22 protein-coding genes are annotated in these 24,267 nt (G+C 49.6%); 15 read left to right on the forward strand and 7 right to left on the reverse strand.

What is annotated here, in order from left to right:
• The first annotated feature begins 317 nt into the window (after positions 1-317).
• On the forward strand, positions 318-770 hold the full coding sequence (locus tag ACGHTT_RS07485) for a DUF1289 domain-containing protein (protein ID WP_390594499.1): 453 nt from the start codon (positions 318-320) through the stop codon (positions 768-770).
• Positions 771-797: 27 nt separating this feature from the next.
• Entirely contained in the window at positions 798-1,448 is a 651-nt protein-coding gene (locus tag ACGHTT_RS07490) for a tRNA-(ms[2]io[6]A)-hydroxylase (RefSeq protein ID WP_390594500.1), read from the forward strand.
• Between the two features lie 9 nt (positions 1,449-1,457).
• On the opposite strand, the gene ACGHTT_RS07495 is transcribed toward ACGHTT_RS07490, so the two are convergent.
• Together ACGHTT_RS07495 and ACGHTT_RS07500 are read right to left on the reverse strand one after the other, a co-directional pair.
• Positions 1,458-2,180: a UDP-2,3-diacylglucosamine diphosphatase gene (locus tag ACGHTT_RS07495; protein WP_390594501.1), complete on the reverse strand. Its 723-nt coding sequence runs from the start codon at positions 2,178-2,180 to the stop codon at positions 1,458-1,460.
• On the reverse strand, positions 2,180-2,674 hold the full coding sequence (locus tag ACGHTT_RS07500) for a peptidylprolyl isomerase (RefSeq protein ID WP_390594502.1): 495 nt from the start codon (positions 2,672-2,674) through the stop codon (positions 2,180-2,182). The genes ACGHTT_RS07495 and ACGHTT_RS07500 overlap by 1 nt, the downstream gene beginning before the upstream one ends.
• 121 nt (positions 2,675-2,795) lie before the next feature.
• Between ACGHTT_RS07500 and ACGHTT_RS07505 the strand changes: the two genes are divergently transcribed.
• The 9 genes from ACGHTT_RS07505 (at position 2,796) to ACGHTT_RS07545 (ending at position 14,893) form a co-directional block, all read left to right on the forward strand.
• Positions 2,796-4,466, forward strand: coding sequence for a glutamine--tRNA ligase/YqeY domain fusion protein (locus tag ACGHTT_RS07505; RefSeq protein WP_390594503.1), 1,671 nt, complete (start codon positions 2,796-2,798; stop codon positions 4,464-4,466).
• Positions 4,467-4,511: 45 nt separating this feature from the next.
• Positions 4,512-5,888 (forward strand): cysteine--tRNA ligase, encoded by a 1,377-nt coding sequence (cysS, locus tag ACGHTT_RS07510; RefSeq protein ID WP_390594991.1) that lies wholly within the window; start codon positions 4,512-4,514, stop codon positions 5,886-5,888.
• A 134-nt stretch (positions 5,889-6,022) separates the two neighbouring features.
• The gene (gene hemB / locus ACGHTT_RS07515; protein WP_390594504.1) at positions 6,023-6,997 is read left to right on the forward strand and encodes a porphobilinogen synthase; all 975 of its coding nucleotides are present in this window, start codon (positions 6,023-6,025) and stop codon (positions 6,995-6,997) included.
• Positions 6,998-7,017: 20 nt separating this feature from the next.
• Positions 7,018-7,194, forward strand: a complete 177-nt coding sequence (locus ACGHTT_RS07520) for a DUF3012 domain-containing protein (RefSeq protein ID WP_390594505.1) — start codon at positions 7,018-7,020, stop codon at positions 7,192-7,194.
• A 48-nt stretch (positions 7,195-7,242) separates the two neighbouring features.
• Positions 7,243-8,748: a Wadjet anti-phage system protein JetA family protein gene (locus ACGHTT_RS07525; RefSeq protein WP_390594507.1), complete on the forward strand. Its 1,506-nt coding sequence runs from the start codon at positions 7,243-7,245 to the stop codon at positions 8,746-8,748.
• On the forward strand, positions 8,741-9,424 hold the full coding sequence (locus ACGHTT_RS07530) for a DUF4194 domain-containing protein (protein WP_390594508.1): 684 nt from the start codon (positions 8,741-8,743) through the stop codon (positions 9,422-9,424). The genes ACGHTT_RS07525 and ACGHTT_RS07530 overlap by 8 nt, the downstream gene beginning before the upstream one ends.
• On the forward strand, positions 9,424-13,056 hold the full coding sequence (locus ACGHTT_RS07535) for an ATP-binding protein (RefSeq protein WP_390594510.1): 3,633 nt from the start codon (positions 9,424-9,426) through the stop codon (positions 13,054-13,056). Before ACGHTT_RS07530 ends, ACGHTT_RS07535 begins: the two co-directional genes overlap by 1 nt.
• A complete protein-coding gene (locus ACGHTT_RS07540) occupies positions 13,049-14,167 on the forward strand; it encodes a Wadjet anti-phage system protein JetD domain-containing protein (protein WP_390594511.1) in 1,119 nt (372 codons plus the stop codon). The genes ACGHTT_RS07535 and ACGHTT_RS07540 overlap by 8 nt, the downstream gene beginning before the upstream one ends.
• A gap of 447 nt (positions 14,168-14,614) precedes the next feature.
• Complete coding sequence (locus ACGHTT_RS07545) at positions 14,615-14,893, forward strand: hypothetical protein (protein WP_390594513.1); 279 nt, start codon at positions 14,615-14,617, stop codon at positions 14,891-14,893.
• Between the two features lie 8 nt (positions 14,894-14,901).
• On the opposite strand, the gene ACGHTT_RS07550 is transcribed toward ACGHTT_RS07545, so the two are convergent.
• Positions 14,902-15,747, reverse strand: coding sequence for a tetratricopeptide repeat protein (locus ACGHTT_RS07550; protein ID WP_390594514.1), 846 nt, complete (start codon positions 15,745-15,747; stop codon positions 14,902-14,904).
• A gap of 113 nt (positions 15,748-15,860) precedes the next feature.
• Positions 15,861-16,250, reverse strand: a complete 390-nt coding sequence (locus tag ACGHTT_RS07555; protein WP_390594516.1) for an HPF/RaiA family ribosome-associated protein — start codon at positions 16,248-16,250, stop codon at positions 15,861-15,863.
• A 329-nt stretch (positions 16,251-16,579) separates the two neighbouring features.
• Between ACGHTT_RS07555 and ACGHTT_RS07560 the strand changes: the two genes are divergently transcribed.
• Positions 16,580-17,029, forward strand: coding sequence for an Hsp20 family protein (locus ACGHTT_RS07560; protein ID WP_390594518.1), 450 nt, complete (start codon positions 16,580-16,582; stop codon positions 17,027-17,029).
• A gap of 4 nt (positions 17,030-17,033) precedes the next feature.
• Positions 17,034-17,693, forward strand: coding sequence for a class I SAM-dependent methyltransferase (locus ACGHTT_RS07565; protein WP_390594519.1), 660 nt, complete (start codon positions 17,034-17,036; stop codon positions 17,691-17,693).
• On the opposite strand, the gene ACGHTT_RS07570 is transcribed toward ACGHTT_RS07565, so the two are convergent.
• A complete protein-coding gene (locus ACGHTT_RS07570; RefSeq protein ID WP_390594520.1) occupies positions 17,676-18,662 on the reverse strand; it encodes a GlxA family transcriptional regulator in 987 nt (328 codons plus the stop codon). The two genes, ACGHTT_RS07565 and ACGHTT_RS07570, sit on opposite strands and share 18 nt — an antisense overlap.
• Positions 18,663-18,945: 283 nt before the next feature.
• On the opposite strand from ACGHTT_RS07570, the gene ACGHTT_RS07575 reads away from it, so the two are divergent.
• On the forward strand, positions 18,946-20,877 hold the full coding sequence (locus ACGHTT_RS07575; RefSeq protein WP_390594521.1) for a beta-ketoacyl synthase: 1,932 nt from the start codon (positions 18,946-18,948) through the stop codon (positions 20,875-20,877).
• A 55-nt stretch (positions 20,878-20,932) separates the two neighbouring features.
• On the opposite strand, the gene ACGHTT_RS07580 is transcribed toward ACGHTT_RS07575, so the two are convergent.
• Positions 20,933-21,631 carry a TIGR04219 family outer membrane beta-barrel protein gene (locus tag ACGHTT_RS07580; RefSeq protein WP_390594522.1) on the reverse strand — a complete coding sequence of 233 codons (699 nt, stop codon included), beginning with the start codon at positions 21,629-21,631 and terminating at the stop codon, positions 20,933-20,935.
• Positions 21,632-21,738: 107 nt separating this feature from the next.
• Positions 21,739-22,623, reverse strand: a complete 885-nt coding sequence (locus ACGHTT_RS07585; RefSeq protein ID WP_390594523.1) for a LysR family transcriptional regulator — start codon at positions 22,621-22,623, stop codon at positions 21,739-21,741.
• Positions 22,624-22,842: 219 nt separating this feature from the next.
• Between ACGHTT_RS07585 and leuC the strand changes: the two genes are divergently transcribed.
• Positions 22,843-24,261 carry a 3-isopropylmalate dehydratase large subunit gene (gene leuC, locus ACGHTT_RS07590; protein WP_390594524.1) on the forward strand — a complete coding sequence of 473 codons (1,419 nt, stop codon included), beginning with the start codon at positions 22,843-22,845 and terminating at the stop codon, positions 24,259-24,261.
• Positions 24,262-24,267 lie beyond the last annotated feature (6 nt).

A 24,267-nucleotide genomic window follows, 5' to 3' on the forward strand; every position in this document is an offset into this window, starting at 1 on the left:
CTGGTACGGCATGATTATGCGCCAGCTATGTATGCGGCGATGTGAATCATTGTGTAAGCCACTTTTCGGGCTCTTTGCGGGGTGGAAATTCTACCGGACTTACCGGTCTATGTTAAGTGCAGACCTTGTAAATCAACTACTTACATAATGACTATTTATTCCGTGAATGGTTCTTGGTTGGCATTTTCCCGCCGTGTCAGCCTGCCTAAGCATAGCAGCCTTATGTTGCAATGCAGGTGGATTTGGCAGTCGTGATTAAGGTATGGTTCCACCCCTGCAAACCGGTTCAATTTAGCCTTGGAATCTTCTGTTGTCCCATGTTTAAACCTGTAAAAACGCCCTGTGTTGGCATTTGCTCTACTGGCATCGGCGATAGTGTTTGTCGTGGTTGCAAGCGCTTTGCCCACGAGGTTATCGATTGGAACGCCTATAGCCATGAACAGCGCGTGATTATCGAGCAGCGCTTGGCGGGGTTTTTGGTGCAGGTGGTGTCGCGCTACCTAGAAATTACTGACCTAACGGCGCTTAAAGTTCAGCTGGAGTTACAGCGCGTGCGCTATCGCGATGATCGCGACCCCTATTGCTGGGTCTTTGACTTATTGAGAGCGGGCGCCAGCCAAATCCAGGCGCCGGAACACTACGGTTTGCGGGTCTTGGTTGCTGCGGATCTGGCGCAAATTAAGAGCGATATTGATGCCGATTACTACGCCTTATCGGTAGCTTACTACGATGCGTATATCGCACCAGGCTTGGCCATACCGGCCTCTTGATAAACAACACCCATTAACGACTTTCCTATGACAGCAATTCCAGAAATTAAAGCATTTTTGCGCTGTGCGACGCCACAGCGCTGGATCGAAGCGGCGCTACAGGCGCCTGATATTTTGTTGATCGACCACGCTAATTGCGAGCTTAAGGCGGCGCAAACAGCGCAGGGGCTAATGTGGAAATACGGCATGAACAATGTCGAAAAAGGCCCTTACAACCTCGATGACTCAGTCGCTTTTACCCTGTTAAACAAAATGTCGCGTCTGGCGCGGGAAGAGTTGCGTCATTTCGAGCAGGTGCTGGGCTTTATGAAGAAGCGGCAGGTGACCTATGTGCAATTGTCGGCGGCACGCTATGCCGCCGAATTGCGCCAGGCGGCCCGCACCCACGAACCAGCAAAATTGGTGGACACCTTGTTAATCGGCGCGATTATCGAGGCGCGCTCGTGCGAGCGATTTGAAGCGCTAGCGCCCTTTCTGGATGAGGCGTTGAAGGCCTTTTACTTGTCGTTGTTGAAATCGGAGGCGCGTCACTACCAAGATTACTTGACCTTGGCGGGTTTGTTGGAGTCGCCCTCTGTTATCGAAAAGCAGCTGGATAAATTTCTCACGTTAGAGCAAGGGTTGATCGAGTCTAGCGACACCGTATTTCGCTTTCACAGCGGTGTGCCCAGCCTTTAACGCCACGAGTTATAGGGGTTGTTCGATCAGCTCGATCGCATTGGGCGAGAGTGCCAAATACCAAAGCGATGTGTGCCAGTCGCCCAAAACGATGCGCTCGGCCTGTTGGCCTTTAAGGTTAACTGCGTGTCGGTTGGGTCTGTGAGTGTGGCCGTGAATTAGTAAGTCGGCCCGGTGGGTCAGCATGACGCGCGCAACTTCGTCGCGATTCACATCCATGATGTCTTCGGCTTTCATGGCCGCGAGTGAGCTGGTCTCGGCGCGGATCTTAGCGGCCAGCTGGCGTCTTGCGGCGAGTGGCTGCGCTAAGAGCGGCGCCTGCCATTGCGGGTTGCGCGCTTGGGCGCGAAATTGTTGGTAGTCTACATCGTCGGTGCACAAGGTATCGCCGTGCATGAGCAGGGTCACTTTACCATGCAGATCGATCACCGTTGGATCTGGCAACAGTTTTGCGCCGGTGCGCCGGCAAAATGCAGCGCCGACCAAAAAATCCCGATTACCCTGCATGAAGTAGAGTGCGTGGCCGTCGTCTGAGTAGGCTTTCAGCGCTGCCTGGACTTCTAGTGCTAGAGGCGCATCGTCGTCATCGCCAATCCACGCTTCGAACAGGTCGCCTAAAATATAGAGCGCCTTGGCCTGTTGGGCAGTCGTCGTTAAGAACTGCAAAAACGCCCGAGTAACGTCCGGGCGCGCTGCATCTAGATGTAAATCAGAGATGAAATAGCTAGTCATTAGGCGGTTACAGTGGCCTTTTGGATGATGACTGGCTCAACCGGTACGTCTTGGTGGCCACCAGCATTACCGGTTTTAACGGCTTTAATCTGTTTAACCACGTCCATGCCGGACACCACTTTGCCGAATACGCAGTAGCCCCAGCCCTGCATGTTTTTGCCGGTGTGGTTCAGGAAGCTATTGTTTTTCACGTTGATGAAAAATTGAGCGCTGGCCGAGTGCGGATCGGAGGTTCTCGCCATGGCGAGGGTGCCTTCTTCGTTGGCGAGGCCGTTGTCGGCTTCGTTTTCAATTTGCTCGCGCGTAGGCTTCTGCGCCATATCAGCGGTGAAACCACCGCCCTGGATCATGAAGTTGTCGATAACGCGGTGAAATATGATGCCATCGTAGAAACCATCTTCAACGTACTGCTGAAAATTAGCTGCGGTTTTAGGCGCTTTGTCGAAATTCAGCTCAATTACGATGTCGCCGAAGTTAGTTTGTAGGGTAATCATGGTATTTCCTCAAAATTCTACCTAATAACGGGTGTTGACCCGTTTGGGAGCCGGCTATAATACCGCCTTTGTCTGCGCCCGTGAACCGAGGGCGCTCGAATTCACCCATTGTTGAGCTCACATGTCAGATACCAAGCCGCAAAATTTCTTACAGCAGATCCTACGTCAGGATTTAGCCGATAAAAAGCACACCAAAATCGTGACCCGCTTTCCACCTGAGCCTAATGGTTACCTGCATATTGGTCATGCCAAGTCTATTTGTTTAAATTTTGGCCTAGCGCAGGAGTTTGGCGGCGAGTGTAATTTGCGCTTTGACGACACTAACCCGGGTAAGGAAGACCAGGAATACGTGGACGCCATTGCCGAGGATGTGCGCTGGTTGGGTTTCACCTGGGCAGGCGATATTAAATACGCGTCCAGCTACTTTGAGCGCTTTTACGAGTGGGCTATCTATTTAATCAATGCAGGCGATGCCTATGTCTGCCATTTGTCGCCCGACGAGGCGCGTGCTTACCGCGGCTCCTTGAAAGAGCCGGGTAAAGATAGTCCGCACCGCAACCGCAGCGTCGAAGAAAATTTGCGCGAGTTCGAAAAAATGCGCGCTGGCGAGTACGATGAAGGCGCGTGTGTACTGCGCGCAAAAATTGATATGGCATCGCCCAATATCAATATGCGCGATCCGATCTTGTACCGCATTCGCAAGTTGGCGCATCACCAAACCGGTGATAAATGGTGCATTTATCCCACCTATGATTTTGCCCACGGTCAAGAAGATGCGATCGAAGGTATTACCCATTCTATTTGCACGTTGGAGTTTGCCGATCACCGTCCGCTGTACGAGTGGTTCATCGAGCATTTACCTGTGCCCAGTAAACCGCGCCAGTATGAATTTGCGCGTTTAGAATTGAACTACACCGTTACCTCCAAGCGAAAGCTGAAGCAGCTGGTTGACGATAATTATGTGGATGGTTGGAATGATCCGCGCATGCCCACCATTTCCGGTATGCGCCGCCGCGGCTATCCCGCTTCGGCTGTGCGTAAATTTTGTGAACTAATCGGCGTGACCAAAGCGGCTAGCACCGTGGACGTTGGCATGTTGGAGTTTGCCGTGCGCGATGAACTCAACGAGTCGGCGCCGCGTGCTATGTGCGTGTTAAATCCACTCAAAGTAGTGCTCAGTAACTTTGAGGGTGAAACCCAGACGATGACTCAACCGGTACACCCGAATAATGCCGACATGGGCGAGCGTCAGTTACCGTTTACGAAAGAGTTGTTCATTGAGCGCGACGATTTTACCGAAGATACCAGCCTGTCGCGCAAGAAATTTAAACGTCTGGTCTTAGGTGAGTGGGTGCGGTTACGCGGTGCCTACATCATAAAAGCAGACGAAGCCGTTAAAGATGTTGCCGGTAATATTGTAGAGATTAAAGCCAGTTTGGTGCCAAACACCGTTGGCGCCAATCCACCCGAGGGGATCAATCCGCGCGGTGTTATCCATTGGGTGTCTGCCACTGAAAACGTTAATTGTGAAGTACGTTTATACGACCGCCTGTTTAATGATGCAGCACCAGATGCCGGCGATAAAAACTTCCTTGATGCCATTAATCCGGACGCGTTGGTGATTGTCAGCAATGCCAAGGCAGAGAAGAGTTTGACCAATGCCGAGCCCGGTGTTGCCTATCAGTTTGAGCGCGAAGGTTACTTTTGCCTCGATAGCAAATACAGCAGCAGCGAAAAGCCAGTCTTTAATCGCACCATTGGGTTAAAAGATAATTGGGCCAATAACGTTTGATGTTTTTTTTAGAAGCAACCCACACATTGATATTTGGAATTTATGATGTCGTTACAGGTATACAACTCAGCTAGCCGTAAAAAGGAAGTTTTTACACCGATAGACCCGGCGGCGGTAAAAATGTATGTGTGTGGGCCCACGGTTTATAACTTGGTGCACATCGGCAATGCGCGTCCGGTTGTGGTGTTCGATACTTTTTTTCGTTTGCTGAAATCGATTTATCCCTCGGTGACCTACGCCCGTAATATTACCGACGTCGACGATAAAATCATGAAAGTAGCGGCCGAAGAGGGCGTTGCTATTCACGTGGTGTCGAGCCGCTTTGCGGCAGAATATCAAAAAGACATGGCGGCGCTGAATAATCTTGAGCCCGATATCACGCCTTATGCCACCGAACATATTGGCGAGATGATTGCCATGACCGAGCAGCTTGTGGCTAAAGGTCACGCCTATGAAGCACAGGGTCACGTGTTATTTGCCGTTCAGTCCATGGCTGATTATGGCAAGCTGTCTGGTCGCTCCTTAGAGGATATGCTGGCCGGTGCGCGGGTCGAAGTGGCGCCTTACAAAAAATATGCCGGCGATTTTGTACTCTGGAAGCCCTCGGCTAAAGGCGAACCCGGCTGGGATAGCCCCTTTGGCTTCGGTCGTCCAGGCTGGCATTTAGAGTGCTCGGCGATGATCGAAAAGCACTTCGGCAATACCATCGATATTCATGGTGGTGGTAAAGATCTAATTTTCCCGCATCATGAAAACGAGTTGGCACAAAGTTGCTGCGCGCATGACAACGAGCCTTTTGTTAAGTATTGGATGCACAATGGTTTCGTCAATATTGACGGCGAAAAAATGTCTAAATCTTTGGGTAATTTTCGCACCGTCAGGGAATTACTTGAAAGCTATAGCGGTGAAGTTATTCGTCTCGCATTGCTGAGTGCACACTATCGCTCTGATATGGATTTTTCGGTCGAGCTGCTGGAACAGTCTAAAACCAATCTGGACTCCTTCTATACCGCATTGAGAGCCGTGAGCGATGTGGCTTTGGTTGAAGTCGATATTTCAGCATCGAAATTTTACGCCGCTTTATTAGATGACTTGAATACGCCGTTGGCTATTAGTGAGCTACACGCACTGTCAAAATCTTTAAACAAAGCCGGTGCTATCGATCAGGCTGCGTTAAAATCTGAACTTTTGACCTGCGCAAACTTACTCGGCCTACTGCAGCAAGATCCAGAACAATGGTTGACCCAGGGCGCGGACGGTGAAATTGAAGCCGCAGATATTGAAGCGTTAATTGAAGAGCGAGTAACAGCTAAAGCCAATAAAAATTGGGCCCGTTGCGATGAAATTCGCGATCAACTAAAAGTTGCCGGTGTCGTGTTGGAAGATAGCAAAGATGGTACAAGCTGGCGCCGGGAGCGTTAATTCTTGCTCTGAAAGAGACCTGCATTGTTAGGTAATTATGCAGGTTTCAACCTTAGATTTGACGTTTATGATATCGCGGGTGCAGTGTAGGTAGGCATTGCCTTTCTTTTAAAAAATTATTAAGGCCCTTTGTTATGAGCCAACCAAATTTTCGCTTTCGACGTTTGCGCCGTACTCAGGCGTTACGGCAGCTTGTACAAGAAGTACATTTGAATAGTACCGATTTTATTTGGCCGATTTTTGTTGAAGAGGACATCGATAGCCCGGTAGCTATTCAAAGTATGCCCGGTGTATTTCGCTACCCCGAAGATCAGCTGGCACAACAAGTTAAGCAGGCTTGGGCGGTAGGTATTCGCGCGGTTCTTTTGTTTGGTGTCTCCACCCATAAAGATAGCTGCGGCGCTGACTCTTGGACCGAACAAGGCCTAATGGCGCGGATGATTCGAACTGCAAAAGAAGCGGCGCCAGAAATGGTGGTGATCAGCGATAACTGTTTTTGTGAATACACCGATCATGGTCACTGTGGTGTGGTTGTGGCCGACGATGTGGATAATGATCGAACTTTGGTAAATTTAAAAAAGCAAGTGGTCACCGCTGCGCGCGCGGGCGTCGATATGATTGCGCCCTCGGGCATGATGGATGGCATGATTAGCGCAATTCGCGAGGCGTTAGACGATGCAGGTTTCAGTCATATTCCGGTGATGTCTTACTCGTCCAAATTTGCCTCAGCATTCTATGGCCCATTCCGGGACGCGGTGGACAGCAATTTCAAAGGTACCCGGGCTAGCTATCAAATGAATCCGGCTAATGCGCGCGAAGCGTTGGCTGAATCGATGATGGATGAAGCCGAAGGAGCTGACTTACTCATGGTGAAGCCGGGGCTGGCGTATTTGGATGTGCTGGCTTCTATTAGAGCCAATAGCAAGTTGCCGCTCGCGGTTTATCAGGTGAGTGGTGAGTATGCCATGATTAAGGCGGCCAGTAATGCGGGTGTTATTGATGAAAAGGCCGTGGTGTTAGAGTCCTTGCTGGCGTTTAAGCGCGCCGGTGCCGATTTGATTATTACCTATTTTGCGCTTGATGCTGTGCGTTGGTTGAGCGAAACCTAAATTAATATTGAGTGATGAATATGAAGCTTGTACAGGTATTGGTGTTTGGCTTGTTATTGGTAAATATATCGGCTTGCGCACCAGAAGTGGGCAGTGAAAAGTGGTGTAAAAAGATGGCTGATCAGCCGAGTGGTGAATGGACTGCCAACGAAGCAGCCGATTACGCTAAGCATTGCGTGTTTAAAAAACTCAAATAAGTGCTGGCTCAAGGCGGGCCAGCTGTCTCTCCTAAAGTACCTTCTCGTATGTTTTTTTCAGAGCATAGGCTGCATTTTTTTCGACCTTTCGTGGGCAAGTATCGCGAGGTGGTGGCCGAGTGCGTGCGATTATTGTATCGACGCTTTTATACCGATCTGTCGGGTTATGGCCAAGGGCGAGATAGAGACTTTATTATCGATGTGTTTTCTGAGGCTATTGCTCGGGCACCGGTCTTAGACAGTGACGATGAGTTTTCTGAAGGTCGGTTTAAATCAACTCGTGAATTGGCCGGCTTTATTCTCAATGCACTTTTAGAATACGGATGGTTAGAGCGCCAGCTTGATGAGGCTACCTTGCGTAGCTATTTTAGTTTTACTCGCATGGGGCGCGCTTTTACTCAGCCGTTTATTGATACAGGCAATAGCGACTACCGTTCGCGCAATCGCAATACTCGAAATACGCGCAATAGCTTGCAGGCCTTTTACGATAAAGGTGAAGTGTACGATTTACTCGATGCTTTCGAATATTCCGAACGTATTATTAGCGACTTTTCCGATGCTATTTCTGAACTGGATGAACGCCGGCTGCAATTAGTGAAAGAGGTCGAGTCGCGTCAGCTTATCGAGCAGGCTGCAGATCAGTTTTTTGATTTTATCGACACAGTATTTAGGCCTGACTTAGAGGTAAGGTTGTCCGCCGATAACGTGGAAAAATACCGCGATCAAATTTCTTCTCTGGTCAGTAAAATCAGGCGCCGAAGACCCTATGGTGCTGGAGAACACGCGAACTTACTTTGGCAGACAGTGATGGAAAAAAAGCTCCGAACACTGTTGCCGGGGCGTGTGGTCGAGGGGCAGTCGCTGTTAGAAAATCTTTTATTCGGCATCGAAGAGCGTTTAAAAAGTGCCTGTGAAATTATGCTGCCGGCACTGCGTCGATCGCTAAATAGCTTTACTGCGCGCGCCGATATCATTATTCGCCAGTTGAGCTATTTACACACCCAGGTTGATCACCCGGTTATAGATGCCTGCCGTGCACTGCGCGATTTGTCGGCAGAGGATCAGGAAGCGACTTTAACCCTGCTGGGTGAGCATTGGGCCTATTGTCGACCCAACTGGCCAGCTGCAGACCAGTTCACTTTGCGCACCCGCGCCTCGAAGCGCACGGTTCGCGCCGCGGTAGAAGAGCTGCCCGAACTGGATGTGGACGCCCAAAAAGCTCAATTTATTGCTCAGGTTATCGACCAAGCCTTTCATATTTCTCATTTGCACTTGCGTGAATTTGTTGCCGAGCGATTATTGCAGACTGGGCAGGTTCACAGCCGGCATTTGCCGGTTAGCGATGCCGCTGAGCTAATGGCTATGGCGCACCTGATTAGTGTACAGGGCGAGCGTTTAAATTCGGACTTCCGTATCGACGTAACACCGGTACAAACGGATGAACAGGGCATCCAGGTGTTCACGGCTCTGCATTCGAACGACCCTTATTTTACCCAGCGCGAGTCTTTCGTGTTGACCTTGGTAGATACTCGAGAACCAGAATTACATGTCTGACATTAGTGCGTTATTAGAAAAAACCTTGGCTGAAAAAGATGTCCAGCGCCAGCAGTTTCAGGGCTTGATCCAACGCTTGTTGGATTACGGCATTATTTGCCGTGATGAGAGCCAGATAGAAGCAGAATTCTACGATCTGTTTGTCCGCTGTGAGGTAATTGTCGATGACTATTTGTTGATGGCGGGCATTCGTTTTTATCACGACCAGCGCTTCGAATATGTGCGCTTGGTGCCCCCCGGTGCGCGCATTCCGGGTGTTGATGACGAGGCCGACGATGGTCCCGCTGGTGGCGGTTTGCGGGCTAACTTATCGCCGATGGCTGTAGCCTTAACGCTCGTGCTGGCGGTTGAGTATGAGAAGTCACTGCGCGAGGCGCGCGTGGATGAGAAGGGCTGCGCGAGTTTATCGCTTGAGGCGCTCAATTTATCCATGAAAAATCTATTGGGCAGAAGTTTACCCGAGCAGCAATTAGAGCGCCGCGCCTTGTTTCGCCAACTGCGCCAGTTGCGCCTTATTCGCATGGCGAGCGATGCCGATTTACAGCAGGGCGATAGCTGGTTATTAATTCGGCCCATGATTCTTACCTTGGTGAATGAAGACGCCTTAGCGCCCTTGTTAGCTGGCGACGCTAAGCATGAATCTCTATTGACCGCTGCAGATGAGGGTGAAGACTGATGTATCTGCAAAAATTTATTTACGTCAATTGGGGCAATATTCCCTTCGGTGAATTTGAATTTGGCCCCACTAATTTGTTGTCTGGTGGTAATGGCTCGGGTAAAACCACCGCCGCCGATGCGATTCAAACGGTGATGACCGCCGCGCACGATGGCTTGTTTCACTTCAATCCTGGCCAAGATGAGTCGACCCAGCGCGGCCGCGGCGGCAAGCAAGTACGCACCTTGCCGTCTTATGTTTTAGGTTGTGATGACGGTGCCTACGCTCGGCCAGACTCGGCGTTTGGCTATTTGGCCGCCGTCTTCGCGCCCCATGCGGGCGAAGACGCCGAAGCCTTTACGGCGCTGCTCGCGATGAGTGCCTTTGTCGAGCGCAGTGGCCAACAAAAAATTGCGCGTTTGGACGAGCTGACGTTTTATATTTTACCGCAGATAACGTTAGTGCTTGCCGACCTAGTCCGGGAGGATAAGGGTGGCCGTTACGTATTGCCGAGTGGGCAAATTAATCAGTTGTTATGTGCCCGCTACGGTCGAGAAAAGGTTGAGAAATACGATAGGAAAAAAGCCTATTTGTGTCGCTTGTACGGCGCATTGCGTGGTAAAGATGAAGCGGTTTCCGAACGCGAAGCCATGAATGCGGCAAGAGCTTTTGCGCGCTTTATGGCCTATAAGCCTATTAAAGCCATCGATGAGTTTGTCGCCAATGAAATATTGGAGCAAAAGGATATTGGTGAAGCCATTCGCGATGTGTCGGCGATGCTTAAACGTATCCACAGCATGGAAGCGGATGCAAAATCGGTGCGTGAGGCGGCTGAGCGGTTGTTGGCAGCACGCAACGGCGCGGACAGTTTTATTGCCCATTGGTTAGAGTTGCAAGGTTTAGATTACGCCACCGCAAAATTGCATTACAGCGAAGGTCAAAAGGATTATGTGGCCGCCAAGAAACGGCAAAAAGATTTGCGGGCCGAGGTGGATAAGCTGGAACGGGAAACGCATTTAGCGCAAGAGCGTGCCAGTAGTTTACAAGACGAAGTCAACGATATTCGCTTGCAGCAATTGCAGGTCCCAGCGCTGCGCGATAAAGAACAATTGTTACAGCAACAAGCTGGCTTAGAGGCTAGTTTGCACAAGGGCATGGTGCCCCTGCTTGCTGCGGTTAATCAATTGCAACAAGAGCAAAATAACGCAGCAATATTCGTGAAAATTCGCGCAGATATTTTGCAGCAACAATTGTGGCCACATTTGGCCGATAAGCATTTGAGTGAGCTGGTTACAAAAATTGCCACGAAAGTTGCCGGTGAACCCGCGGATGTACATGCCTTAGCGACTAAAGATTGGGTCGATTTGGCGCCGTTGGAAAGTCAGCTCGATCAAGCGCTCATGCTGCAACAGTTGCACAATCAATGGGCCGAGCTTTGGTGTCAGACCGACGGTCTTCGGGATGATTTGCGCCGGGTGTTAGAGCGCCAGGTGCAATTGGTTGAAAAAACTGATCGTTTAAGACAGCAAAAAATTCAAGAAATTAGCCAGCTTGAATCACAGCAAGTGAATTACCCTGCTGGGGTTCGCTTGGCCCTCGATGCCATTCGCAAGCAATTGCCACAGGCCGATGCGCGTGTTTTGTGTGACCATGTGGAAATTGTTGATGCCCAATGGCAGGCGGCTATTGAAGGTTATATTGGTGGTGCCCGTTTTGGCATATTGGTGGCGCCAGAATTTGAGGCAATGGCTATTGCGATCGTGCGCGGGCTGCCGGGGCGCGATAACCGCGCTCGTGTTATTCAAGGCAGTAAAGCAGCTGCAGACAGCAGCCGTTTACAAGTAGAGTACGATAGCATTGTCGCTCATATGCAGTTTAGCCATGATGTGGCGAGAGATTATTTATTGGCAAGTTATGGGCAAGTAAAATGCGTCGACGATGCTAAGGCGCTAAAGGGCGTGCGTCGCGGCGTCACCCGCGATGCCATGGGTGCCGCCAATTATACGTTGTTCCGCTGTGATATCGATGATGCCGAATTGGTGTTTGGTCAGCAAGCCCGACTGCGCGCCAAGGCGGCTAAAGAACTCGAATTAGAGCAGTTGCAATTACATTTAGGCCAGGCGCGCGAACAGGCTAGTTTGTTGCAGCAACTCTATGGTCTAGTGGCAAAGCTGGCGCCCAACAACTATGCCGACATTATGCAATCTCTCATTGGTACACAACGGGAGTTAGACGCTGCGGCGGTTCGGTTATCGCGTTTAGATGTAAGTGATCATCTTGCCCTAGAAGAGTCGCTGGCGCAGGCCAGTGAACTATTAGATGTTCAGCAGGTAAAAATTTGTGCAGCGCAGGAATTGCGTATCAAAGAGGCGGCACAGCTATTACAAGTGGAAACCCAATGTAAGCAGTTGGATCAACGTCAAGATGGCGCATTGGAAGTGCTGGAAACCGCCGAGCAAAATTTGTTGGATGTACAAAATTTGTGGCCCGACTTTAACCCCGAGCGCGCTATTGCTCAAGCAGATGACTGGGCCGCGTCGCGCTCCTTAGCCCAGCTGTTAGCAGAACAAACAGCGTTGCGAGAGGACTTAGGTAAAAATGTGCGCCGTTTGGATAGCCATGTGATGGAGCACAATCAGAGTGCTAAATCCGCTGATCAAGTGGTTTTTGAACCCAACGTTGCCAATTTGGAAAGCCATGCTAATTTTTCAGCGCTGTGCCAATTACAACGTCAGTTAGACGGCCTATATAACCGATTTAAAAATAATATTCTGGCGACTCGTCAGGCCGATATCAGTGCGATGCGAGCAAGCTTTAACAATGCTTTCGTGACTAATTTGTGCCACGCCATTTATCAGGCAATCAATGACGGTAAACAAACCCTGGAGCAGTTGAACAAGGAGCTTGAACACCATCGCTTTGGTGCAGATCGAGAAAGATTTTATTTTGGCTATTCTTGGGTGCCGGAGTTTAAGGAGTACTGGCAGTTTTTTAAGGCTGTTATCGATAACCCAGCCTTGGGTGATGGCGAATCGCTATTCGAGATGAAGCTGGATAAAAAGCACGTACAAGTGCGCGATCGTTTGATGGCTATGTTGTTGGATAAAGATGAGCAACTCGCCTTGCGAGAGCTGTCCCGTTTGGCAGACTATCGCAATTATCGGCGCTATGAAATTTACAAAGAGCCAGAGGGTAAGGAACCTATTCCCTTGAGCCAGTACGGTACAGGCTCCGGTGGCCAGTTAGAAACGCCGGCCTATATTATCCGTAGCGCAGCAATCACCTCGGCCTTTAGATTTAACGAGGGACGCAGCCATTTGCGCATGGTGTTGGTGGACGAAGCATTCAGTAAAATGGATGAACATCGCTCGAAAGAGGTTATCAATTACTTAACGCAATCCTTGGGTTTGCAGTTAATGTTTATTATGCCGTCCAGCAAGTCTGGACCGTTTTTAGATTTGGTTAGCAATCAATTTGTGTTTAGTAAATGCTCAACCTCTCAAGCTATCGGCGAGCTAAAATCCCGTGTTCTGGTTGACCGGCAAGTATTAAATCAAGATGCGGTTAAGAGTTTAATGGAGCAACATCGCCAAACCTTGCGCCATCAGGCTAGCTTGGATTTTCTCGAGGAGCTGGAAGGGTTAAATGACTGATTTTCCTTTGGTTCCAATTGGCTGTGATGGCATACTCACTCGACTTTCACGTCGAGCGCGGCGTTTAAGGGTATCTGAAAGTGGCGAATTTTCTTGGTTGTATGTATCCCATAATGATGAGAAGGAGCGGATTGCCTGGGATTTTTTTTACGAACTGCAACGCTTAGGTTTTTTGGAGCTTGAGAAAAAATCTCTAAAAGATGGTGCTGAAGTTGCCGATTTTCGACTTACTGACCTAGGGAAGCTTGAGTTTGACAAATATACAGGAGCTGATGTTGAAAGGAAAAAGTCTGAAAATTGGAAGCAAAGTCTTGAACTCTTAGATTTGACTCGTTTAACCAATGTTGACGTGTTGGTTGAGCCGCTTCCGCGAATACCCGGTGTTTCCGATTTGGAATTGATTCAGGCTCATCTTGCTTGTTTAGACGAGTTAATCATTACGCCTTATGCTTTTACCCTTAGATCGCTAAGCGCCCAATATTTTTGGGGCCTCAGTAAATACTTAGAGCGTTTAGGTGATAAATATCTTTTGGCTATATACGGAGATAATTTACAGAAGCTAGCTCCTAGATCTATGTTGGTGAATGTTTGTCTGGCTCCTAAGCAGCAGCCTTGGATTTTTGTTGAAAACCTAGATAGCTTTATTCTATTGTCTGAATTAGGTGCACCGTTTCATGTCATTTATTGTGAGGGGTTTAAACTATCTTCGAGTCGAATTAGAAATAGAAGCAGCGTTACCCTAAGTTATTCCTCTACTACGTCTAGGGAAGTGCTGGATGATTTTGAAAGACGTTGGTTTGATGGTGGACAGGAGCAGACATTTTTTTGGGGTGATTTGGATTTTTCAGGCTTGAGTATTTTCCTTGCGTTGAAAAAGGTTTTTCCTGAATTGGAGCTCTGGAAGCCGGCTTATAGCGTTATGCTAGCTGCTTTACATCATGGACATAATTGGACGTGCAAAGGCGAGCAGCTTGCCCCAAGCTTAACTGAAAATATATTTATTGATACAGTAATTGTGCCCGAAATAATGAAATCAAAGCGCTTTTTAGATCAAGAATGGGTTTCGAGAACCCAGCTTCACGAAATTTTGTTTGATCCTTTGAAAAAGTGATTTTATGGCCTCTCACGGTGTTTTGTGACCAGACTTCGTTGATTCGTGTCGCTTTGATTGAGTGGATAAGGTCCCGAGCTTAACTGATGTTGGAGCCTTCCCTAATTTAGTTAACTATTCGAGTTGGTTACAGCGCGCGAATTGGTCAAAATACGAATTTTCCCTATGCCTACGCTGTAAGCTGGGTGTTATAAGGGTTTGAGGCGGGTGGGCGATCAAGGCTGGCGCTGGTGGTTTAGTTGAAAGGGTTATATTAAAAGGCTCATTTAAGAGCAAAATATGAGTAATGATTCACTTTACCCACTGAATGGATTGGCATATTATTGATCTATCGTACCACTTAGATGTTTTGCCTTTTCATAGTTGGCTTTGCACCGTAGTCAGTTGTACAGAATCAAACTACTAGGGAACCGACGTACAGGTCGATAAGCCAAGGAGCATGGCGTTATGAACAATCAAGAAACTTTCGGGCTTAATATTCGTGAAATTTTTCATCGACATTTTGGTATTTCACGCTTAATACACTTTGCCGCTGGTCGCATGTGGCTAGGTTTTGGTGAAAACGATGAGTTGTTGTCTGCGCCGGATGTGCGCGGCTATCCCGATTTGTCGAAGCTCTACCTCGTCACCTATCTCGATGAGAGCCAGTTGACCTACCTACAGATTTTGGCGCCAGGTTTCGAACCGGATTGCATGGTTTTACCTAGCCGTCGCGCTAGCGCCTAAATATTTACTCAACGTTGTAGCTGCCTGATCAGCAAGGTTAACGCTTTGGTGATTTCTGCTATACCCTCATCGGAGGGTTTAATAATGAGCCAGGGCTGGCCCGAGCGGGGGTCTTTTATCCAGCAGCTGGGGCCATCAGCAACGCCTTTACCGCAATCAGATTTTACGTAGGGATCTAAGCCAAAAACGCTGAAGCGAGAGTCATTTAAGCGGAGGTCATGGCTGTCGTTGTCTGCTCTTAGTAATGTGATGAGTATGTCTTGCTCAACTTTCAACTCATAAAAATGTTTGCTGTCATTGGCCTTATGCGGCGTACCGTAAAATTGCAACAGGCTATTGATATGCCGCGTTAAACCCTCTGCAGCACTCGATGCTTTATAGAGTTTTTGTATTTTCTTGCTGTATTCGGTGCCGGAAAGACTCAGTTGTGAAGGGCCGCCCCAGGCAATATCTTGCGCACTCGTCTGGGTGTTGGAAGTGGGCTTGTTTTTTAGTCGAGTGATGCCGGCGAGTGATTCCTTGTAGAAACGTCCGGTTTTACCCGTTTGCCCAACGTAGCGCTCGAATGAGGCGATAGCGTTGGTTGTATTGCCATCGTGCTCGAGCAGCAGCGCGATGAAGTAATTAAATTCCGCAGGTAGGGAAATATTGAGCGCTTGGGCATCATTTTTATAGCCCCGAGCTTCGGCGATATCGCCCTTGGATAGCGCGGCTTCCGTTGCCATTAATAATCTATCGGCTTCAAATTGCGGATCTAAGCTAAAGCTGCTGAGGGGGACGAGAGTACAAAAGGTAAAAAGTAGCAGCGCTGCAAGGCGAATAGGACCGGTAGCAGGTGGCGGTGTTAGTGTCATACGCGATCCTCTGTCATTGCTGGCTGTAATTACCAATAAAGACAAGATAGCACTGTGTGAGTTCAAGTTTAAGTGGTTGAGGGGCTGGGCCGAGGAGCGGCCCAGTTTCTATCCTAAGAGGCTTGGTCAAACGCTTGAGGGGCTTCTTCTTCAGTTGTTGTGGTAGGTGCGCTGGTATGTTTGTCTATATGGCGCTTACTACGCCATTTGGCACCTTGCTCTTTAACGGCTCGTTCGGCCGAGTTAAACACGCTTTTTACGGCTAGATGAACACTGTCGTCGCTGTGACTAATATTCAGAGGTTTTCCGCCTTGGGTCATCTCTAAGCTAACTTCGAATTGGCTGCCTTTGTGGTGATGTTGATGGGGCGCGTTAATAACCACGCGCTGTACGCTTAAGCGCTCAGACAGGCGAAATAGCTTATCGAGTTTCTTCTGAATAGTGTCATTCAGTGCCGGTGACGATTCTAAATCTCTGTATACAATACTCGCAGCTGACTTCATAGAAGTGCTCCTTAAGTTGCTTTGAAATTTTCGGACGTCCTGAGTTACATATTGGCACTGCGAAATAAAAAAACAATCCCCTTGAGTGGTTTTTTTTGATCTGTGTCACTTCTGGCTGTTTTGGTGCGCTTTTAGGTTACGTTGGGAACTAATGGTGCCTAGGGCTGTCGGCTTAGCCATCCACGAAAATCAAATTATTCTTTTGAAAAACTTGAAAGTGAAAACTATGCCCTTAGATATATAGGGCGTCGCCGAATTCGGGGCGCATTATTTATAGGTCTGATCAACGATAGACTGAACTATTTATTGCTCACATTGAGGATATTACTATGCGTAACTTTGATTTAGCTCCACTCTACCGCTCCGCCATTGGTTTCGATCGTCTCGCTGGCGTGCTTGATTCTTTATCTCGAACTGAACAGAATCAACCGAGCTATCCACCCTACAATATTGAACTCACCGGTGAAGACCAATACCGCATCACAATGGCGGTTGCAGGCTTCGATGATGATGAAATTTCCATTAATGTAGATCAGAATAAATTAACGGTTTCTGGTCAAAAAGGCAGTGAAGATAAGCAAAAGCAATATTTACATCAGGGTATTGCCGAGCGCAATTTCGAGCGCCGTTTTCAGCTTGCCGACTACGTGCGGGTGGAAAATGCAAACTTGGCGAATGGGTTGTTGCACATTGAGCTACGCAGGGAGCTTCCTGAGGCAATGAAGCCGCGCACCATTGCGATTAATGGCGTTAAAGCCAAGCATATAGCCGCTGCATAAACTGTTGTCTGCCGTCATCTGCCCCCTGTGTTGGTCCGCCAGCACGGGGGCTTTTCACACCGATAAACATCGCGCCTATTGGCGCTGTTGCGTTTGTCGTTTGGTTTTCGTAACCGAGCGAGAGCATCTCTCTTTTCGTGCTGAAAAAAAAGAATATGACTACCACGAAAACTTAGCGGGTGATGTCGGTTATTTGAATTTTCTCAGGCGCTTGGCCGACCCACTAGTGCAGCGGTTGTCAGCGGCCAGTGTAGGTTTGGATATTGGCTGCGGGCCAGGCCCAGTGTTACAAACTTGGTTGCAAGCTCAGGGCTTTAAGGTTGCCATTTTCGATAAGTTTTATGCTCGCGATGGCGCAGTGCTGCAACACCAATATGATTTTGTATGTGCCACTGAAGTGGTGGAACATTTTCGACAGCCTGGTTTGAGTTTGTTGGCTATGTGGCAATTGCTTAAGCCAGGTGGGTATCTGGCATTGATGACTAAACGGGTGATTGATCTAGAGGCATTTTCCCGTTGGCATTACAAAAATGATCCAACGCATATCAGTTTTTTTTCCGATGAAAGTTTCAGCTGGCTAGCCGCCAAGCTAAATGCGCGGCTAGAGTTTGTTGGTAAAGATGTCGTGTTTTTGAAAAAACCGTTGTTACACGGCGCTGAATAATTTTGCTCTCACGGTAGAGCGGTAATCGCTGGGTGTAGTCGCTAACAGTTTTTTGAACAAGCCAGTAAAGTGACCCATGTCGTGGTAGCCTACTTTAAACGCCACTTCACTGATGGAAAGGTTGCTGGTTTTTAGCAAATCCTTTGCGGTTTCTATACGAATTTCTTGTAAATATTGCAGGGGTGATTGGCCAGTTGCGGATTTAAAGCGCCGGTTAAATGTGCGCACGCTCATATCGAATCGCTCGGCTACTAGGCTGAGTTTTATTTCTCGGCCATAGTTGTCTTGCAACCACATTTGCGCTTGCATAATTTCTTCATCTGGGTGGTGGCGAGTACCACCGTCGAAATAGCTCGTGGTTTCATAGGAGCGGCGAATTTCGTGGGAGAAGTGCCTTTCAACATGCAGTGAAACCGGTTTGCCATACATGCGCTGGATGAAATGCACGGTTAAATCAGCGAGCGCATTCACACTGGCGGCGCAGTAGAGGCTGCCGGCTTGGGAAATAAAGTATTGACGCTTTAATTGCACCAGCGGGTAGTCTTTTTGGAATTGGTCGAAGTAATACCAGTGTGTGGTTGCCGCTTTGTCGTTGAGTAAGCCCGCTTCCGCCAAGAAACAGACGCCGGTGCCAACCGCGCTGATGATCACGCCATTTAAGTACTGCTCGCGCAGCCAGTCTAACAGCGCTTTATTTTTTCGAATGATAGGCCGGGGGTTGCGCCAGAGGCTAGGGATATAAATCATGTCCGGCTTTGGCACGTCGGTGAGGTCGTACTGCGGCATTAGCTGAAAGCCTGCACGGGTTTCTACCGGCGTTTTTTCGACCGCGACGGTATTGATGGCGAGGCGCGTCACCTGCCGGTCTTGACCTACCGCAGCACTTTCCGCGGCTTTTAGCATTTCGATTGGGAGTGTCGTGCTGGTGGCAAGCATGTGCTCGCACAGCACAAAGGCAATTTGATGCATGGTTAACGCTTCGCTGATTTGTTTAATTTATCGGCAAACAGTTGTTTGGCTGATATGCCTAGAAGTTTTGTCCGAACAGGCGGCTATCCTATGCCTTCAAATTGGTCACTGGCAAGGGATAATCTGGTAATTTGGCTATAAATGCATAATTTAAGGCTGAAATGCCTTAGATTTGCAGCGCTAACCTTCATACACTCCCAGCATATTCCAGTCAGCAGTGTTTTTAGTCTGCGTTGGACCCATGATTTTTGGCCGCGTTCTATTGAGTTCAAAGAGGCATCAGATGGTTAGGTTACCCGTCATCGTAGGGTTTGGTGGTTTTAGTGCTGCGGGTAGAAGCTCGTCGCACCACGCCTACCGCCGCACAGTCATCGACAGTTTAGACACTAACTCGCGCAATCAAACCTTGCTTGGCCTAGCGGCGATGATGAAGTTGGTAAGGTTCAATCAAGAGAGTGGCCTGTGGTTGGATGTGGCTGCCGGACTAGATGAGTTGCTGACCGAACAGGCTGTTTTGGATAAGTACACGCAAACGGCGCTGGACGGCAGTCTTATTCGTCGGATCGAGCCCCAGTACTTTGATGTGGATGCGGTGGAGTGGCACAAAAGTGTCTCTTTGTCACCCGAGGCAAGCCAAGCGACGTTCCTGTCGCGCGAGCGCGATTTGCCCGAGCCGCTGCCTGCCTGTTGGCAAGTTTCGCCGGTGGATGGCGAACCTGGCCGCGTTAAGGTCACGATTACCGATACCTTAGAAGCGAAGGTGAATAGTTTGCGGGAGATGCCGGTTAAGGCTGCTGGTCAGTTGCCAAGCGGTTATGATCCAGCCGATCACTATAACGCGCGTTTCCATCCTCGCGCGCTGCAGATGGCGATCGTCGGTGCTTCTGACGCTGTGCATTCCATGGGCATCGCTTGGGATTATGTTGTCGCTGCGGTAAAACCAGACGAAATTGGTGTTTATGCTAGCAACGCCATGAGCCAGCTCGATGAAAACGGTTTTGGCGGTATGCTGCAGCAGCGCTTAAAAGGCGGGAGGGTGAGCGCTAAGCAGTGTCCGCTCGGCTTGAACACCATGCCAGCAGATTTTATCAACGCCTATGTACTGGGTAGTGTCGGCCATACCGGCGCGATTGTCGGTGCTTGTGCGACCTTTTTATATAATTTACAGGCGGCTATCAACGACATTACCGCGGGGCGCCGTCGCGTAGCCGTGGTGGGTAATGCTGAAGCGCCTTTATTGCCCGAAGTGATGGATGGCTACGGTGCGATGGGGGCTCTAGCGAGCGATGAAAACCTGCGCAAGTTAGATGGCTTGCGCCCAGATCAAGCACCAAATCACCGACGCGCTAGCCGCCCCTTCGGCGACAACGTTGGTTTTACCATCGCCGAGTCTACCCAGTATGTGATCTTAATGGATGACGCCTTGGCGCTTGAACTGGGTGCCGATATTCATGGTGCCGCAACAGACGTGTTTATCAACGCCGATGGTTTTAAAAAGTCTATCTCGGCGCCAGGCCCTGGCAATTACATTACCATGGCAAAAGCTGTTGCCAGTGCGATTGATTTATTGGGTGCTGAGCGGGTGCAAAAGCATTCCTTTATTCAGGCTCACGGCTCGAGTACACCGGCCAATCGGGTCACTGAAAGTGAAATTTTCGATCGCTTAGCGGCGGTGTTTGGCATTGAGCAGTGGCCTGTCACGGCCGTGAAAGCCTATGTGGGGCACTCCCTGGCGCCGGCCAGTGCCGATCAGTTGGTGTCGACCTTAGGTGTGTTTAAGTACGGCTTCATTCCCGGTGTTAAAACCATCGATAAGGTGGCTGAAGATGTGCACCAGAAGCATTTGCTGATTCCTGTCAGCGATTTGGATCAACGCAACCACACGATGGATATTGCGTTTTTAAATTCGAAAGGCTTTGGTGGGAACAATGCTACCGCCACCATTTTGTCGCCCAATTTGGTCAATGATATGTTGGCCAAGCGCCATGGCGAGCAAGCATTTTCGGTCTATGAGCGTAAACGTGCCGAAACCCGAGCAGCGGCGAATGCCTACGATGAGCGCGCTACAAAAGCTCAGTTTGATACGATTTATAAGTTTGGCGAGGGGATGATTGATGAGGCCGAGCTCAATATTAGTGCGACGTCTATGTCTGTGCCAGGCTTTGCCAAACCGGTCAATTTAGTGGTGCCGAGTGGCTTTAAAGACATGGTGTAATAGACCAATAAAAACGGCGCCTTCTGGCGCCGTTTTTAGTTCAATCGAATAGCGATTAGAAGGATAATTTTAGAGACAGGTAGGGGCCGGCAAAATCGGCATCAATGTCTAAATCATTCAAGCGCGATAAATTGTGGCGTTTGTAACCCAGCTCTGCGCCCACATCGGGAATAGCGTCGTACATGTAAGACAGGCGCAAACTGTACTCGGTAAATTCTGTGTCATCAAAACTACCGCCTTGGAAGTTGCCCCCCACCGATAAGCCGGTAAACGGCAGATCGAAATTCGCGTCGGCATAAATGGTCGGCAAATAGGCGTCTGCCTCACTTTCATTTATTTGCGTACCGCCTAGAACGAGCTCGGAACCGCCGTCGTAGCGACGCACACCCAAACCTAAATCGAAGCTAATCCAGTTGTCGAGTAGCTCATAGTAGGCCACGGCATCCGTGTGGTTGAGTTTGGTGCGGCTTGTGGCAGGTACCGTAAGGATTGCGCTGCTACCTTTTGTTTCGAGTTCGTTGTATTGAATGCGAATGTTGGGCAGCAAAGGAATAGGGTGCTCAATCGCTGCGTAGAAAAAATTATTGTCGGATTTTTTGTAGTTGAGCTCGTCCAACGAGTAGCCGTACAAGCTGCCCTCTGGGTCTGCCTGCCAGAGACCGAAGCCCATGTGAATAGCGGCGGTATCGGCTAGGCTAGTGCCGGCGCTTAAGCTTAAAAATAAGGCGGCTGTCAGTGATTTTGCGTAGGTCATATAACTCTCCATTTGGGGTATGACAGGCGGATTGTCTCGACCAAGGTCGAGGCTAAAATTTGTGGCGGCATTATAGCCGCATGAGAGTGAATTAAAGAATGCCTGCATCACGCAATTTGCGAATTACATAGCTTTATAAAGGCGAGGGCGGCGTTGCTTAGGCTGCGCTGTGGGTGGTGAATGCAACCGAGGTGGCGGTTGATGTATAAGCGTCTGCCATCGATCATAGGCTCGAGCTTCGTCAGCTCGTTTGCCATGAGCGTTTTCGGTAAAAGGCTCCAACCTAGTCCGATGCTTGTCATCATCTTAATGGTATCCAGAGATTGGGTGGTCATACTGACGTTGAGTCGAGCACCGGCATCATCGAATAGTCGTTGGATAACTTGGGTGGTGTGGGTGTTTGGGCTGGGCAAGATAGCCGGCACATCACTTAATTGATCCAAGCTTAGGTCGTTGAGTTGCGCTAGCGCATGGTCTTTAGCGCAGACGAAAATGAGGTCGTCAGTCCACCAGATCTCGCGCGCCACTTGTTGATGATCCACTGGCTCAAGAGTGACGATGGCGAGATCGTGCTTACCCTGTAGCACTTCTGTATAGGCTCGTTCTGAATCCAAAAACTGCAACACCAGCTCCACGTCTGGGTAGCGCCGAGAGAAGCTCTTTAGTAGCGGCGGTAGGCGGTGCAGGCCGATGTGATGGCTGGTGGCCAAGTGTAGTTTGCCGCTCACTTGATTGCCGAGTTCGGCTAGCAGCCGCTGGCTGTCGGCGAGTGCTTGCAAAATATGTTGCGCTTTGGGCTGCAACAAGAGGCCTGCTTGGGTGAGTTGAACGCGCTTTCCAATGCGGTCGAATAATCGGCAGTTGAGTTGGCTTTCTAGGTTGGCAACTCGCTTGCTGACCGCCGGTTGCGTGAGAAAGAGCTTCGCCGCAGCCTCAGAAAAGGAGTTGCATTCGGCGACGGCACAAAAGGCCTCAAGGCTTTGGGTGTCCATGGCTACCTGTTGTCATAAAAGCGTAGGTATATTTAATCAGTATTCCATTTTGGAATCAATTTTATAAAAATAATGAATTTGTTTTATTGTTTCCTTGGTCATACACTGGTGCCATTCCTAGTTCGCAAGGCCGTTTGGGCGGGTTGTTACCGCTTGGCATGTTGATTTGCGCTAGTGTTTTTGGAAATTTACGTCACTGCGAGAGAAGCGAGACTAGCCATGGTAGCCAAGACTCTGTACGACAAATTGTGGGATGCCCACTTGGTAAAGCAGCGCGATGATGGATCGGCGTTGATTTATATCGACCGCCATATTATTCACGAGGTCACCACGCCTCAGGCCTTTGAAGGCCTTCGCTTGGCGGGTCGCAAACCTTGGCGCGTGGATTCGATCCTGGCGACACCAGACCATAATGTTCCCACCACGCAAAAGGAGCGCGCCGAGGGCGTGGCCGGTATCGAAGATCCGGTTTCCAAAATTCAGGTGCAAACACTGGATGACAACTGCGATGAATTTGGCATCGTGGAGTTCAAAATAAATGATAGCCGCCAAGGCATTGTGCATGTGATTGGGCCAGAATCTGGCGCCTGTTTGCCCGGCATGACGGTCGTCTGTGGAGATTCGCACACGGCAACTAATGGCGCCTTGGGGGCATTAGCGCATGGTATAGGCACCAGCGAAGTTGAGCACGTGATGGCGACTCAGTGCTTGGTGGCGAAAAAGATGAATAACATGCTGGTGCAAGTGGATGGCCGCTTGGGTGACGGTGTTACGGCAAAAGATGTGGTGTTAGCCATTATCGCTGACATTGGCACCGCCGGCGGCACAGGTTACGCCATTGAGTTTGCCGGTGAGGTGTTTCGCGCTATGTCCATGGAAGGTCGCATGACTGTGTGCAACATGGCGATTGAGGCGGGCGCTCGCGCGGGTATGGTAGCCGTAGATCAAATTACCTTAGATTACGTCGAAGGGCGCACCTATGCGCCCAAGGGTGAAAATTGGCACAAAGCCAAAGCGGACTGGGCCAATTTGCATAGCGATGCGGGCGCTCATTTCGATAAGGTCGTGCGCATCGACGGCGGCGCTATCGAGCCGCAGGTGAGCTGGGGTACGTCGCCAGAAATGGTGTTGCCGGTTGGCGCCAATGTGCCAGATCCAGCCGCTGAGCTGGACCCGACCAAGCGCGAGGGTATGGAGCGGGCGCTGAAATACATGGGCTTAACCGCAGGTCAGCCGATTACCAGTATCAAAGTTGATCGTGTTTTTATTGGCTCTTGCACTAACTCTCGCATTGAAGACATTCGCGCCGCCGCCGCTGTTGTTAAAGGCAAAAAAGTGGCTGCCTCGGTGAAGCAGGCCATGGTAGTGCCTGGTTCCGGTGTGGTTAAGGCGCAGGCCGAAGCCGAAGGCTTGGATAAAATCTTGATTGCAGCGGGTGTCGAGTGGCGCGAGCCCGGATGCTCGATGTGCTTGGCCATGAACGCCGATAAATTAGGTAATGGCGAGCACTGTGCGTCTACCTCAAACCGAAATTTTGAGGGCCGCCAAGGCTACGGCGGGCGTACCCATTTGGTCAGCCCGGCCATGGCCGCGGCCGCAGCTATAGCCGGCCATTTCGTTGATGTGCGGGATTTTTAAGGAGCA

Origin of the sequence: Simiduia litorea, from assembly GCF_042853465.1 — a bacterium.
GTDB lineage: Bacteria > Pseudomonadota > Gammaproteobacteria > Pseudomonadales > Cellvibrionaceae > Simiduia > Simiduia litorea.